Origin of the sequence: Heyndrickxia acidiproducens DSM 23148 (assembly GCF_000374345.1) — a bacterium.
GTDB lineage: Bacteria > Bacillota > Bacilli > Bacillales > Bacillaceae_C > Weizmannia > Weizmannia acidiproducens.
Genome location: NZ_KB893976.1, coordinates 14,043 through 27,357 on the forward strand (window position 1 = coordinate 14,043; position 13,315 = coordinate 27,357).

Consider the following 13,315-nt stretch of genomic DNA (forward strand, 5'->3'; position numbering starts at 1 on the left):
ATTTCTTGCGGAAACAAACAAGAGGATTGGACGTGAGAAGATGGTTTTAAGCATGACCGGCTACGGCAGAGGCCAAAAAGGGTCGAAACTGTTCAATGTGACCGTTGAAATCAAATCTGTCAACCATCGTTACTGCGAATTTCAAATGCGGATGCCAAAACAGCTGATAAAAATCGAAGACCAATTAAAGAAAACGATCGGCCGGTTTATCAAAAGAGGCCGTGTGGATGTATTTGTTACAGTTGCCGGAGAGGGGCTTGTCAGGCGGAAACTGCGTGTGGACTGGGAACTGCTTGATGAATACCACCAGTTTCTAAGCCGGCTCCAGCAAAAATACGGAATTCAATCAGGTTTTGGCATTCGCGAGTTATTAAATCATGAAGATTTAGTTACAATAGAAGAAATAGAAGCGGAAAATGAAGAAGTCTCTGTGCTCGTCATGGATGCTTGCAGGGAGGCAGCCGGGCAATTAAGAAGCATGCGCGAAAAAGAAGGGAACGCACTGCAAAAAGACTTGGAACAGCTCCTTGGCTCGGTTTCACAGCATCTTACCGTCATTAAAGCGCATGCTTCAACACTTGCAGATACATATCGCAATAAACTGCAAAAAAGGATGCAGGAACTGGTGAACGGGCAGATGGACGAAGCAAGAATTGCCCAGGAAGCGGCACTGTTTGCCGATAAATCCGATGTTCACGAAGAAATAACAAGACTTGAGAGCCACTTGCTTCAATTTGCGGAAACGCTCATGCTCGATGAACCGATCGGCAGGAAACTGGATTTCATGATTCAGGAGATGAACAGGGAAGTCAATACCATCGGTTCAAAAGCCAATGCTTCGCAAATCTCAACGGCTGTAGTTGAATTGAAAACAATCCTCGAAAAAATGCGCGAACAGGTACAAAACATAGAATAACGGTTGGCTGCGGAAGAGGCTGTTTCGCAAAATACGTGCATGGCGAGTGGGGGGAGGATTCATTTGGTAAAACTAATTAATATCGGTTTTGGCAATATCATTTCAGCAAATCGCATCATTTCAATCGTGAGCCCGGAATCGGCGCCGATTAAGCGTATGATCCAGGATACAAAGGACCGCGGCATGCTGATTGATGCGACCTATGGAAGAAAGACACGTGCGGTTGTGATGATGGACAGCGGGCATGTGATTCTCTCTTCTGTACAGCCGGAAACGGTTGCCAACCGTGTAAGTGACCGCGATGTGGATGGGGAGGAGGTATAAAATGAAGAAAAAAGGATTGCTGATTGTATTATCCGGCCCGTCCGGCGTCGGGAAGGGGACGGTACGGAAAGCCATTTTTTCGCAGCCGGATACGAAATTCGAGTATTCGATTTCAATGACAACTAGAAAACCGCGGGAAGGCGAAATAAACGGCGTGGATTATTTCTTCAAAGACCGGGAAGAATTTGAGGAACTGATCAGGCAGGGCAAATTGCTTGAATACGCAGAGTATGTCGGCAATTATTACGGTACGCCGATTGACTATGTGCGTGAAACAATCGACTCGGGAAGAGATGTTTTTCTTGAAATCGAAGTGCAGGGGGCAAAACAGGTTCGTGAAAAATTCCCGGAAGGCTTGTTTATTTTTCTGGCCCCTCCAAGCCTGTCGGAACTGGAGTCACGGATTACGCTGCGCGGAACAGAGTCGGAAGAGTTGATTCGGGGCCGGATGGAGAAAGCCCGCAAAGAAATTGAAATGATGAATTTATACGATTATGTTGTGGAAAATGATAAAATAGAGAACGCCTGTGAACGGATTAAGGCGATTGTGGTCGCCGAACATTGCAGAACCACGCGTGTCGCACAGATCTACAAGAAAATTTTGGAGGTTGAATAAATATGCTGTATCCATCTATTGACGAATTACTTAAGATTATTGACTCAAAATATTCGCTGGTTACGATTGCTGCAAAACGGGCGCGTATATTGCAGGAAAATGGCAATGAAACTCTGGACCATTATGTATCAGATAAATATGTCGGAAAAGCGCTGGAAGAGATTTATGCCGGCACACTCCGCATCAAACAGGACGAACCGGCTTCCTGACAACGGGTTTTAAAGGCTGAAGCCTGCTCTTGCCCGGCTTTAAGCGGAGAAAATTAACATGATTATTGTCTGCACGGGGCTGGCCGGATAGGGCTCAGCTCTTTTTCTTATTTTTACTTTTTTGATAGAATGGGGATAAGCAATCCTTGCAGAAAAGCTTTGAAAAATCTTAGGGGGACTTATGGATGCTTGGAAAAAAGATTTTATTATGTGTAACCGGCGGGATTGCCGTATACAAGGCAGCTGCTTTAACGAGCAAACTCGTGCAGGCGGGAGCGGAAGTAAAAGTCGCCATGACAAAGTCCGCCTGTCAATTCGTTACGCCTTTAACCTTTCAAGCACTTTCGCGGAACGATGTCTATACCGATATATTTGAAGAAAAACAGCCGGATAAAATTGCCCATATCGACCTGGCAGATTGGGCGGATCTTGTTTTGGTCGCCCCCGCTACCGCCAACATGATCGGCAAAATGGCAAACGGGATTGCGGATGATATGGTGACAACAACGATTCTGGCAACCACGGCGCCGGTGTGGGTGGCGCCGGCCATGAATGTCCATATGTATGATCATCCGGCTGTCCGGCGTAATATCGAAATATTGTACGAATATGGCTGCCGGTTTATTGAACCGGGAGAAGGGCATCTCGCATGCGGTTATGTCGGAAAAGGCAGATTGGAAGAACCGGAGAAAATCACCGCGCTCATTGCGGATTATTTCGATTCGGGTACGAAGCCTTTAAGCGGAAAAACGGTGCTGGTGACAGCAGGGCCGACGATAGAAAAAATAGATCCGGTCCGTTATTTGACAAACCGTTCTTCCGGGAAAATGGGATTTGCAATTGCTGAAGAAGCCGCGAAAATGGGGGCACATGTCCTGCTCGTTACCAGCGTGGACCGTCTGCCGGCCCCGGCCGGTGTTGAAAGGCTGAAGGTGCAAAGTGCAGCGGATATGTATGAGACGGTGATGGGCCTTTATAAACAAGCCGATATTGTGATTAAAAGCGCTGCGGTTGCGGATTATGCACCTGTACATACGTCAGACCGGAAATTGAAAAAACAGCCGGGCCCGCTTGTTTTGGAACTGGCGCGGACAAAAGATATCTTAAAAGAACTCGGTGAACAGCCGGACAAGCCGTATTTGGTAGGGTTCGCCGCCGAAACGGATCATCTTGAGCAATATGCCCTTGAAAAGTTAGAGAAAAAGCGTGCCGATATGATTGTCGCCAATAACGTCAGCCATGAAGGCGCGGGCTTTGCAGGTGACACCAATATTGTGACAATTTTTAAGCGGGACGGTGCAAAGATCGAGCTGCCATTGCTTTCAAAGCATGAAACCGCACGAAGAATTTTGCAGGAAATTTGCACAACGCTGGAAATGGGCTGGGCGAAATGAAGATTGCCAGTGTGATTGTCGATGTGCCTGCGATGCAGACCGACAAGCTGTTTGATTATTTGGTCCCCGAAAAGTGGGAAAATACGATCCTGCCGGGCATGCGGGTGATCGTTCCTTTTGGGCCGCGGAAGATCCAGGGCTTTGTCACCGCTTTGAAAGCTGACTCGGAAGTGGAGCATTTGCGTGCGATCATCGAACCGCAGGATCTCGTGCCCGTATTAAACGGCGAGCTTTTGGCGCTCGGGGACTGGCTCGCGGAAGAAACGTTATGCCTGAAAATATCCGCTTACCAGGTAATGCTTCCGGCTGCGATGAAAGCCAAATATGAAAAGTCGATCAGAAGGCTGGATCATCAAGCCAACCCGCTTTTGGACGAGATGTTTGGAAACAAAGAAGAAATCAGCTGGAAAGAGGCAGAGGCGCGCAACATCCTGCCGTCTTTGCAAAAAGAGGTTAAAAACGGTTCTGCGGAAGTCGTTTACGCAGTGAAAAGCAAAGCCAATAAAAAAATGGTGCGGATGATTTCCAGCCCGCTATCTTTAGATGAGTTGAATGAAAAGATTGGCACCATTCCCGGCAATGCTGTCAAACAAAAACAGCTACTGCAATTTTTCCTTGTCCATCCCGGTGCAGCTGTACCGGCGCCGGAGCTTGCCAAAACGGCCGATGCTTCTTCAGCCGCCATTAAAGCGCTCATTGAAAAAGGATGGCTGCGCGAAAAAAGGAAGGAACTGTACAGGGATCCTTATGAGCACAGCACCTTTCAAAAAAGTGATCCGCATGTCCTGACAACTGACCAAAAGCAGGCGATTCAGCCTGTCCTCTCATCCATCCGCGAAAACCGGAGCGAGACATTCCTGTTGTACGGCGTCACCGGAAGCGGAAAAACGGAAATTTATCTGCAATCGATTCAGGCCGTGCTCAATGAAGGCAAAGAAGCAATTGTGCTTGTTCCGGAGATCTCGCTGACGCCGCAGATGGTGCACCGTTTTAAAAGCCGCTTTGGGAAGGATGTTGCTGTCCTCCACAGCGGCCTCTCAATCGGCGAGAAATACGATGAATGGCGGAAAATCATCCGTAAAGAAGTAAAAGTGGTGGTCGGGGCGCGGTCGGCGATTTTTGCACCTTTTGAAAATATCGGCATGATCATTATTGACGAAGAACATGAGAACAGCTACAAGCAGGAGGACAATCCGCGCTACCATGCCCGCGATGTCGCGATTTTCAGAAGCAAAATCCATCATTGCCCGGTTATTCTTGGCAGTGCTACACCGTCGCTCGAATCATTTGCGCGCGCTCAAAAGAATGTCTATACCTTATTAAGAATGGGAAAGCGGATGAATAACCAGCCGCTTCCGGATGTTTCCATTGTTGATATGCGCGAAGAACTGCGCACCGGCAACCGCTCAATGTTTTCAACAGCGCTTTTCGAAAAGCTGCAAGACCGGCTTGAAAAAAAGCAGCAGACCGTCCTGTTGTTAAATAAGCGGGGGTATTCGTCGTTTGTAATGTGCCGCGACTGCGGGTATGTAATGCAATGCCCGAACTGTGATATTTCTTTGACCTACCACCGCCATACAAATGAAATGAAATGCCATTACTGCGGCTATCAAACATTTGTGCCGCAAGTTTGCCCTGAATGCGGCAGCAGCCATATCCGATACTTTGGGACCGGGACACAGAAAGTGGAAGAAGAACTGGGGAAACTTCTGCCCCACGCAAGGGTAATCCGAATGGATGTTGATACGACAAGCCGGAAAGGATCCCATGAGCGCCTGTTAAAAAGCTTTGCAAACGGGGAAGCAGATATTCTGCTTGGCACGCAAATGATTGCAAAGGGCCTTGATTTTCCGAATATTACCCTGGTTGGTGTTTTAAATGCCGACACAATGCTGCATTTGCCCGATTTTCGCGCCTCTGAAAAAACATTCCAGCTGTTAACGCAGGTGAGCGGGCGGGCGGGGCGCCATGAGCTTGCCGGCGAAGTTGTTGTGCAGACATACACACCGGAACATTACAGCATCCAGCTTGCCGGCGACCAGGACTATGAGAGTTTTTACCGGCAGGAAATGATGATGCGAAAAGTGGGTGCCTACCCGCCGTTTTACTATTTGGCATTGATCACCGTCAGCCATGAAAATGTAATGAAGACAGTGGCAGCGGCGGAAAAAATCGCCCGTTTCGTGCAGTCCCGCGTCTCCGGCCAAAGCGTTATTCTGGGCCCGGCGGCATGCCCTGTCCCGCGGATTAAAAATAGATATCGCTATCAATGTCTGATAAAATACAAGCATGAACCGAAATTGAAAGAAACGTTGACTACCTTGCTGGAACACTTCCAGCATCAAATCGCATCTGAGGGATTAAGCATTTCAATTGATGTCAATCCTAATAGGATGATGTAACCAGAAAAGAAACGAGTGAGCAATTTGTCTACCATGGAAATTATCAAATACCCGGCCGCAGTACTGGAAGAAACTTGCGGGCCGGTTAAAACGTTCGACCGGAATTTAAAGGAAACATTGGACCGCATGTATGAAACAATGCTTGCCTCGGACGGTGTCGGCCTTGCCGCTCCCCAGGTCGGGATTGCCAAACAGATGGCGGTCGTGGATACCGGTGATGAAACGGGCAGAATTGATCTGGTGAATCCGAAAATCATTGCAAAACGCGGGGAGCAGACGGATATAGAGGGCTGTTTAAGCTTCCCGGGCGTGTATGGGACCGTTTCGCGTGCCTACCATGTAAAAGTAAGGGCCCAAAACGCGCACGGGAAAACGTTTATAATAGAAGCGGAAGATTTTCTGGCACGTGCGCTCCAGCATGAAATTGACCATCTGCATGGTGTTCTTTTTACCTCTAAAATTATCGAGTATGTAGATGAAGAAGATTTGGAGGAGGCTGATGATGAATGACAAAAGTAGTGTTTATGGGGACACCGGAGTTTTCCATTCCGGTGCTGGAAACTTTGATCAAAGACGGCTATGAAGTGGTTGGCGTTGTCACGCAGCCGGACAGGCCGGTCGGCAGAAAACATGTGCTGACACCGCCGCCGGTGAAAGTGGCCGCCGAAAAATATAAGATCCCGGTATTTCAGCCTGAAAAATTGCGCCTGCCGGAAAATCTGGCACCCATTTTAGATTTAAAACCGGACGTAGTTGTTACCTGCGCGTACGGCCAGATTCTGCCGAAAGCCCTGCTTGATGCGCCCCCGTTTGGCTGTATCAATGTCCACGCCTCACTCCTGCCGGAACTGCGTGGCGGCGCGCCAATCCATTACGCAATTTTACAGGGGAAAAAGAAAACCGGCATTACGATCATGTATATGGCTGAAAAGTTGGACGCTGGCGATATCATCAGCCAGCGGGAAGTGAAAATTGAGGAAACCGATAATGTTGGCACGCTTCATGAAAAGCTGAGCAAAACCGGGGCACAGCTTTTATCAGAAACACTGCCTGAAATCCTTAAAAATAACATTACACCTATCCCCCAGGATCATGAAAAAGCTACTTTTGCCCACAATATTACGCGCGAGCAGGAAAAAATTGACTGGCATAAAAACGGTGAAGAAATCTATAACCAGATCAGAGGGCTTTGCCCGTGGCCGGTAGCCTTTACTGTGCTTGAAGGAAAAAATCTAAAAATATGGAAAGCAGAAAAAGTGGTGCTGACGCAAAATGCCGCGCCGGGGACAATTGCCGGCTTGCAAAAAGATGGGATATTGATTGGCACAGGGGACAACACAGCCATTAAAGTTACAGAACTGCAGCCTGCCGGAAAAAAGAAAATGACGGCTGCACAATTTTTAAATGGTATCGGTGCCCATCTTACCATTGGCATGAAGCTGGGAGACGAAAAATGAGCAAAGAAAAGAAAAATGTCCGCGAAGCCGCTTTGGAGTTATTGGAAGCAGTCGAGAAAAACCAGTCATACAGCAACCTGCTTCTGAATCATTTTATTGAAAAATACGGCATCAGAGGTCCGGATGCCGGGCTCCTGACCGAGATCACTTACGGGACTTTGCAGCGGAAGCAAACGCTCGACTTTTTTCTTGCCCCTTTCCTGCAGAAAAAAGTTGAACCTTGGGTGCGAAATTTATTACGCCTGTCTTTATATCAAATGGTATACTTAGATAAAATCCCTGATCGCGCCATCTTGTTTGAAGCGGTAGAGCTGGCGAAAAAACGCGGCCACCGCGGCATATCCGGAATGGTAAACGGTGTCTTGCGTTCGGTCCAGAGGCGGGGACTTCCGAGTTTAAAAGAGATTCAGGATCCGCTGGAAAGATTATCAGTTGCCACCAGCCATCCGCGCTGGCTTGTCGAAAGGTGGGCGGAGCAGTACGGCTATAAAACAGCAAAAGAAATGTGCGAAGCGAACCTGGCTGCGCCTGTTCAGACGGCAAGGGTAAATATGAACCGGACAACAGTGGAAGAAGTGGCAAAAATGCTCGGGCAGGAAGGGTTTAAAATTCAACCAAGCCCGGTAGTTCCGGAAGCAATCCGGTCATTAAAAGGAAATCTCGCCCGGTCGGCTGCTTTCCGTGAAGGCCTGATTACGATCCAGGATGAGAGCTCAATGTGCACGGCTTATGCGCTCGATATCCAAAAAGGCCAGCATATTCTCGATTGCTGCGCGGCGCCCGGCGGCAAAACGACGCATATTGCAGAAAAACTGCAAGGAACCGGAAGTGTCACGGCGCTCGATTTGCATGAGCACAAGATTAAGCTCATTCTGGACAATGCAAAAAGGCTTGGCCTCAGCCGGGTTGAAGCATTTGCAATGGACAGCAGGAAAGCAGGCAGCCGGTTTGCAAAAGAATCTTTCGACCGTATTTTAGTCGATGCACCGTGCTCAGGTTTCGGGGTTTTAAAAAGAAAACCGGATATTAAGTATGTAAAGTCGCTGAAAGATATCCATGCGCTGCAGCAGGTTCAGCTGTCCATTTTGTCAGAAGCAGCAGGGCTCTTGAAGCCAAACGGGATCCTGGTATTCAGTACCTGCACGGTGGATCATGAAGAAAACGCGGGAACCATCGAAACTTTTTTAGCGCACCATCCCGATTTTGAACCTTGTGCGCTCCAGGTGCCGGAAGCTTTGCATTCCTATGTGGCGGACTACTACCGGCTGCAGATTTTTCCGCAGGATTTCGGCGGGGATGGCTTTTTTATTTCCAGCATTCGGAAAAAGGCATGAGCTTGTCTGCCTGCTTTCCCGGAACAGAGGATTGCCGGCTGCCAAACGAAGAAACCAAGTGATAAAAAGAGGTGACCAATATGGAAACTGTCTATAAAACGGACACGGGGAAAGTTCGCCAGCACAATGAGGATAACGGAGGAATTTTTTTGAATTCTGCGGGTGACCGTTTGGCGATTGTCGCTGATGGGATGGGCGGGCACAGGGCCGGCGATATTGCCAGTGAAATGACGGTTCAGCATTTTAAGGAAGCTTTTGAGAAACTTGAACAGATTGCCAGTGCCGAAGCTGCTGAAACCTGGCTGGCCGAGACCATTCGGATTGTGAACAGGCGCCTGTTTGAACATGCTGCGGGCCATCCCGAATGCGAAGGAATGGGCACAACCCTGGTGGCGGCAGTGTGCACGGACCGTTTTGTGACCATTGCCAACATCGGCGACAGCCGTTGTTATATTTTTAATGATAACGGTTTTCACCAGCTGACCGAAGACCACTCATTGGTGAACGAATTGGTGAAAACCGGCCAGATATCCAAAGAAGATGCCGAAAACCACCCCCATAAAAATGTAATTTTAAAGGCACTCGGAACAGAAGCATCAATCTCTCCTGACTTGCAGACGATTATTTTTGAAGAAGAAAATTATTTGCTGCTTTGTTCCGATGGGCTGTCCAATAAGGTGCAGGCTGAAAAAATGAAAGAAGTGCTGGAGCAGGATTTTCCTTTAGAAAGAAAAGCAGACATGCTTGTGGAACTGGCGAATCATAATGGCGGGGAAGATAATATCACCATCGTTCTGATTTCGTTTGTTAACGGTAAAGGCGGGTGCCAATCATGTTGATCGGAAGGCGTATCAGCGGCCGCTACAAAGTATTAACCCTTATCGGCGGCGGCGGAATGGCAAACGTCTACCTGGCGCATGACATGATTTTGGATCGCAATGTTGCTGTGAAAATATTGCGGCTTGATTTTGCAAATGAACCGGAATTTATCAAAAGGTTCCACCGTGAGGCACAGTCGGCGACAAGCCTTGTGCATCCGAACATCGTCAGCATCTATGATATTGGTGAAGAAGACGACATCAACTATATCGTCATGGAAAATGTTGAAGGCATGACGCTTAAACAATACATACAGCAAAACGGCCCGGTTTCCGTTGAAAAAACTTTGGATATTATGGGGCAGTTAACGGCTGCAATTTTCCACGCCCACCAAAATCATATTATCCACCGTGATATTAAGCCGCAAAATATTTTGATTGATCACGATGGGGTGGTTAAAATTACCGATTTCGGCATCGCGATGGCTTTATCGGCCACCTCCATCACACAAACCAATGCCGTTCTTGGTTCTGTCCATTATCTTTCACCCGAACAGGCAAGGGGCGGAATGGCGACCTATAAATCAGATATTTATGCACTTGGCATTGTCATGTTTGAACTTTTAACAGGAAGGCTGCCGTTCTCCGGGGAATCGGCTGTCTCGATCGCTTTAAAACACCTGCAAACTGAAACACCCCCGCCGAAAAGGTGGAATCCTGATATTCCGCAAAGTGTTGAGAATATCGTATTAAAAGCAACGGCAAAGGACCCGTTTCACCGCTATAATGACGCGGATGAAATGGGGGAGGACATCCGGACGGCACTAAATCCGGAACGGGCCAATGAACCGAAGTTTGATGTGCCGGAAGATGATGAAAAAACGATTACAATGCCGGTGCTAACAGAAGCAAGGCCTGCTGCGGCCAAAAATGATGAAACCATTATGCTGAATGCCGCCGAAGAAAAAAAGGAAGCAAAAAAGGCGAAAAAGCACGGCAGAGAGAATAAAAAGCGCAGGAAAAAATGGCCTTTTGTACTTGGCTCACTCGCACTGCTAGCGGTTTTGGCGGGCCTTTTTGCTTTGTTGCTGCCGTCCATTTTAGGCCCGAAAACGGTGAGCGTTCCGGATATTAAGGGGAAAGAAGCAAGCGCGGCGGCAGCCGTCTTGGCTGCGCACGGCTTAAAAGCCGGTGAAAAAATCACAACGGCAAGTGAAACGGTACCGAAAGGAAAAATCATTAAAACGGATCCTTCGACCGGCGCAAATATTAAAGAAGGCACCGAAGTCACGCTTTATATCAGTGGCGGGAAGGCGAAGTACAGTCTTTCCGATTACACGGGCAGGCAGTATGATGACATTATCCGGTTGCTGAGCGGGGAACATTTTAAAGACATCCAAAAAGAAGAAGTGTATGATGACAGTATCGAGGGTACGATTCTTTCCCAGGATCCGAAGCCGAATGCCAAAGTCGTGCCGGAAAATACCGTCATTACGTTTAAGGTCAGCAAAGGTGTGGAAAAAGTGACCGTCCAGGATTTATCCGGTTTTTCAAAGAATGATCTCAACCATTATGCGAATGAATCCGGTTTTTCAATTGATTCGACGGAAAAAGCTTATTCCGATACGGTCAAAAAAGGACTGGTGATCTCACAGACACCGGCAGCGGGGGCCGTACTTGACAAGGGTTCTACGGTGAAAGTTGTGATCAGTAAAGGACAGGAAGAACTGCCGCCGAAAACCGTCCATAAAGAAGTGACGATTCCGTATGAACCGGACGAGACGGACAGCCATCCGGATGATACCGGGTCGGCGGACACATCCGTTACCGGTGATTCAAGCGGCACTGATTCAAATAGTAATGATTCAAAAAGCAATGACTCAAAAGACACCGGCTCAGAAAACGCCAAAACAGACGGCCAATCGGATGATCAGGATCAGGGCAGGACGGTAGCTGCACCGGTGAAACAGGAAGTACAAATCTATATTGATGATATGAATCATAACATGTCGGATCCCGTTGAAACGTTTGAAATCACCAAAACGGTGAAAAAACAGCTCGAATTTACAATTGAGTCCGGGAAAACAGCAACCTACAAAATTGTCAGGGATGGAAAGGTGATCGAAGAAGATACGGTTTCTTATCCGGATTAACGGGGAAAAAGACCTTAAAGTCATTCCTTTTTTCGCCTTTTACCGCCCGGCCGGCCCGGGGGAATATACACCAAATATTGAACAAGGAAGTGGATCTATGCCGGAAGGAAAAATCTTGAAGGCTTTAAGCGGGTTTTACTACGTCGCCGATAAGGAGAACAATGAGATTTACCAATGCCGTGGCAGGGGCATTTTCCGAAAAAATAAGATTACCCCTTTGGTCGGGGATTATGTCGTCTACCAGCAGGAAAATGGCCATGAAGGGTATATTTTGGAGATCCGCGAAAGAAAGAATGAATTGGTACGCCCGCCCATTGCCAACGTGGATCAGGCTGTTCTCGTTTTTTCGGCGAAAGAGCCGGATTTTAATACTGCACTCTTGGACCGTTTTTTGGTTTCAATCGAATCCAGACATGTCCATCCGCTGATTTTAATCACCAAATGTGATTTATTGGGAGAAGATGAAAAGAAACAATTGGCTGAAACATTTGATGTTTACCGGAAGCTGGGGTATCCCGTTATTCTGTCATCTTCAAAAGAACAGTGGGGGCTGGACAGGCTGGGCCCTTATCTGCAGGATAAAATCTCGGTAGTTTGCGGCCAGTCTGGCGTGGGGAAAACTTCGATGCTTAACCGGCTCGACCCGGAACTCCGATTAAAAACGAACCAAATTTCAACGCATTTGGGTAGAGGAAAACATACAACCCGCCACGTTGAATTGATTCCGGCTGCAGGGGGACTGGTTGCAGACACACCCGGCTTTAGCTCGCTTGATTTTAATGAAATTGACGCATACGGCCTTGGGGATTGTTTCCCTGAAATCGCAGAGCGTGCCGGCGCATGCAAATTCCGCGGCTGCCTGCACCTGAACGAACCGCATTGCGCTGTGAAGCAGGCTGCCGGGCAAAAGGAAATCGCTTCTTTCCGGTATGACCATTACATCCAATTTCTTCAGGAAATCCAAAACAGAAAGCCGAGGTATTGATGATGGTTAAAATTGCACCTTCTATCTTGTCCGCTAATTTTTCAAAGCTTGGGGAAGAAGTAAAAGATGTTGAAAACGGCGGGGCGGACTGGATCCATATTGATGTCATGGACGGGCATTTTGTACCGAATCTGACAATGGGGCCGCTCGCTGTCGAAGCGGTGCGCCCGATTACAAAGCTTCCGCTTGATGTTCATTTAATGATTGAAAATCCCGGCCAATTTTTAGAGGCTTTTGCAAAAGCCGGGGCAGACTATATTTCAGTCCATGCTGAAGCGTGCCGGCATTTGCACCGCACCATCCAGCAAATCCGCAACCTGGGCGTCAAGCCGGGCGTTGTCATCAATCCGGCGACACCGGTTGATTGGATTGTGCCGATTCTTCCGGATGTCGATCTGGTACTGCTGATGACAGTCAATCCGGGCTTCGGCGGGCAGGCATTCATTGAATCGGTTGTCCCGAAAATTGCACAAGTCTCCAAACTTGCCGCAGAACAGGACTTGAAAATTGAAATCGAAGTTGACGGCGGGATCAATCCGGCAACCGCCAAAAAATGCGCCAAAGCCGGTGCCACTGTGCTCGTAGCCGGCTCAAATATCTACCAAAATAAAAATCGTGAACAAGCAATCCAATCATTAAAAAACGTATGATAATAGAATGTTGCAAAAACATTCGGGATACTCGCCGGCGCTAAATGCCGGCTTTTC

Annotated in this window: 13 protein-coding genes; all 13 read left to right on the top strand. The window is 47.9% G+C overall.

Going from position 1 to position 13,315, the window contains the following annotated elements; translation table 11 throughout:
- The first annotated feature begins 40 nt into the window (after window positions 1-40).
- The 13 genes from C232_RS0100060 to rpe all read left to right on the top strand — a co-directional run bounded on the left by C232_RS0100060 (window position 41) and on the right by rpe (window position 13,258).
- Window positions 41-916, top strand: a complete 876-nt coding sequence (locus C232_RS0100060; RefSeq protein WP_018660003.1) for a YicC/YloC family endoribonuclease — start codon at window positions 41-43, stop codon at window positions 914-916.
- Between the two features lie 39 nt (window positions 917-955).
- Window positions 956-1,240: an extracellular matrix/biofilm regulator RemA gene (remA, locus tag C232_RS0100065; RefSeq protein WP_026314414.1), complete on the top strand. Its 285-nt coding sequence runs from the start codon at window positions 956-958 to the stop codon at window positions 1,238-1,240.
- A gap of 1 nt (window position 1,241) precedes the next feature.
- Complete coding sequence (gene gmk, locus C232_RS0100070) at window positions 1,242-1,856, top strand: guanylate kinase (protein ID WP_018660005.1); 615 nt, start codon at window positions 1,242-1,244, stop codon at window positions 1,854-1,856.
- A 2-nt stretch (window positions 1,857-1,858) separates the two neighbouring features.
- Entirely contained in the window at window positions 1,859-2,065 is a 207-nt protein-coding gene (rpoZ, locus tag C232_RS0100075) for a DNA-directed RNA polymerase subunit omega (protein WP_018660006.1), read from the top strand.
- Window positions 2,066-2,250: 185 nt separating this feature from the next.
- Window positions 2,251-3,459 carry a bifunctional phosphopantothenoylcysteine decarboxylase/phosphopantothenate--cysteine ligase CoaBC gene (gene coaBC, locus C232_RS0100080; RefSeq protein WP_018660007.1) on the top strand — a complete coding sequence of 403 codons (1,209 nt, stop codon included), beginning with the start codon at window positions 2,251-2,253 and terminating at the stop codon, window positions 3,457-3,459.
- The gene (gene priA / locus C232_RS0100085; protein ID WP_018660008.1) at window positions 3,456-5,861 is read left to right on the top strand and encodes a primosomal protein N'; all 2,406 of its coding nucleotides are present in this window, start codon (window positions 3,456-3,458) and stop codon (window positions 5,859-5,861) included. Before coaBC ends, priA begins: the two co-directional genes overlap by 4 nt.
- A gap of 33 nt (window positions 5,862-5,894) precedes the next feature.
- Complete coding sequence (gene def / locus C232_RS0100090) at window positions 5,895-6,371, top strand: peptide deformylase (protein WP_081622710.1); 477 nt, start codon at window positions 5,895-5,897, stop codon at window positions 6,369-6,371.
- Window positions 6,368-7,318, top strand: a complete 951-nt coding sequence (gene fmt, locus C232_RS0100095) for a methionyl-tRNA formyltransferase (RefSeq protein WP_018660010.1) — start codon at window positions 6,368-6,370, stop codon at window positions 7,316-7,318. Before def ends, fmt begins: the two co-directional genes overlap by 4 nt.
- Complete coding sequence (gene rsmB, locus C232_RS0100100; protein WP_018660011.1) at window positions 7,315-8,652, top strand: 16S rRNA (cytosine(967)-C(5))-methyltransferase RsmB; 1,338 nt, start codon at window positions 7,315-7,317, stop codon at window positions 8,650-8,652. Before fmt ends, rsmB begins: the two co-directional genes overlap by 4 nt.
- A gap of 80 nt (window positions 8,653-8,732) precedes the next feature.
- Window positions 8,733-9,491 (top strand): Stp1/IreP family PP2C-type Ser/Thr phosphatase, encoded by a 759-nt coding sequence (locus C232_RS0100105; protein WP_018660012.1) that lies wholly within the window; start codon window positions 8,733-8,735, stop codon window positions 9,489-9,491.
- Window positions 9,485-11,623 carry a Stk1 family PASTA domain-containing Ser/Thr kinase gene (gene pknB, locus C232_RS0100110; RefSeq protein WP_018660013.1) on the top strand — a complete coding sequence of 713 codons (2,139 nt, stop codon included), beginning with the start codon at window positions 9,485-9,487 and terminating at the stop codon, window positions 11,621-11,623. Before C232_RS0100105 ends, pknB begins: the two co-directional genes overlap by 7 nt.
- 97 nt (window positions 11,624-11,720) lie before the next feature.
- Window positions 11,721-12,608 (top strand): ribosome small subunit-dependent GTPase A, encoded by an 888-nt coding sequence (gene rsgA, locus C232_RS0100115; RefSeq protein WP_018660014.1) that lies wholly within the window; start codon window positions 11,721-11,723, stop codon window positions 12,606-12,608.
- 2 nt (window positions 12,609-12,610) lie between these two features.
- Window positions 12,611-13,258: a ribulose-phosphate 3-epimerase gene (gene rpe, locus C232_RS0100120; RefSeq protein ID WP_211211468.1), complete on the top strand. Its 648-nt coding sequence runs from the start codon at window positions 12,611-12,613 to the stop codon at window positions 13,256-13,258.
- Window positions 13,259-13,315 lie beyond the last annotated feature (57 nt).

Coding starts and splice junctions, on each gene's coding strand:
- fmt (WP_018660010.1), top strand. CDS start 6,368: ATGACAAAAGTAGTGTTTATGGGGACACCGGAGTTTTCCATTCCGGTG.
- pknB (WP_018660013.1), top strand. CDS start 9,485: ATGTTGATCGGAAGGCGTATCAGCGGCCGCTACAAAGTATTAACCCTT.
- C232_RS0100105 (WP_018660012.1), top strand. CDS start 8,733: ATGGAAACTGTCTATAAAACGGACACGGGGAAAGTTCGCCAGCACAAT.
- rpe (WP_211211468.1), top strand. CDS start 12,611: ATGGTTAAAATTGCACCTTCTATCTTGTCCGCTAATTTTTCAAAGCTT.
- rsgA (WP_018660014.1), top strand. CDS start 11,721: ATGCCGGAAGGAAAAATCTTGAAGGCTTTAAGCGGGTTTTACTACGTC.
- coaBC (WP_018660007.1), top strand. CDS start 2,251: ATGCTTGGAAAAAAGATTTTATTATGTGTAACCGGCGGGATTGCCGTA.
- gmk (WP_018660005.1), top strand. CDS start 1,242: ATGAAGAAAAAAGGATTGCTGATTGTATTATCCGGCCCGTCCGGCGTC.
- priA (WP_018660008.1), top strand. CDS start 3,456: ATGAAGATTGCCAGTGTGATTGTCGATGTGCCTGCGATGCAGACCGAC.
- rsmB (WP_018660011.1), top strand. CDS start 7,315: ATGAGCAAAGAAAAGAAAAATGTCCGCGAAGCCGCTTTGGAGTTATTG.
- C232_RS0100060 (WP_018660003.1), top strand. CDS start 41: ATGGTTTTAAGCATGACCGGCTACGGCAGAGGCCAAAAAGGGTCGAAA.
- rpoZ (WP_018660006.1), top strand. CDS start 1,859: ATGCTGTATCCATCTATTGACGAATTACTTAAGATTATTGACTCAAAA.
- def (WP_081622710.1), top strand. CDS start 5,895: ATGGAAATTATCAAATACCCGGCCGCAGTACTGGAAGAAACTTGCGGG.
- remA (WP_026314414.1), top strand. CDS start 956: ATGGCGAGTGGGGGGAGGATTCATTTGGTAAAACTAATTAATATCGGT.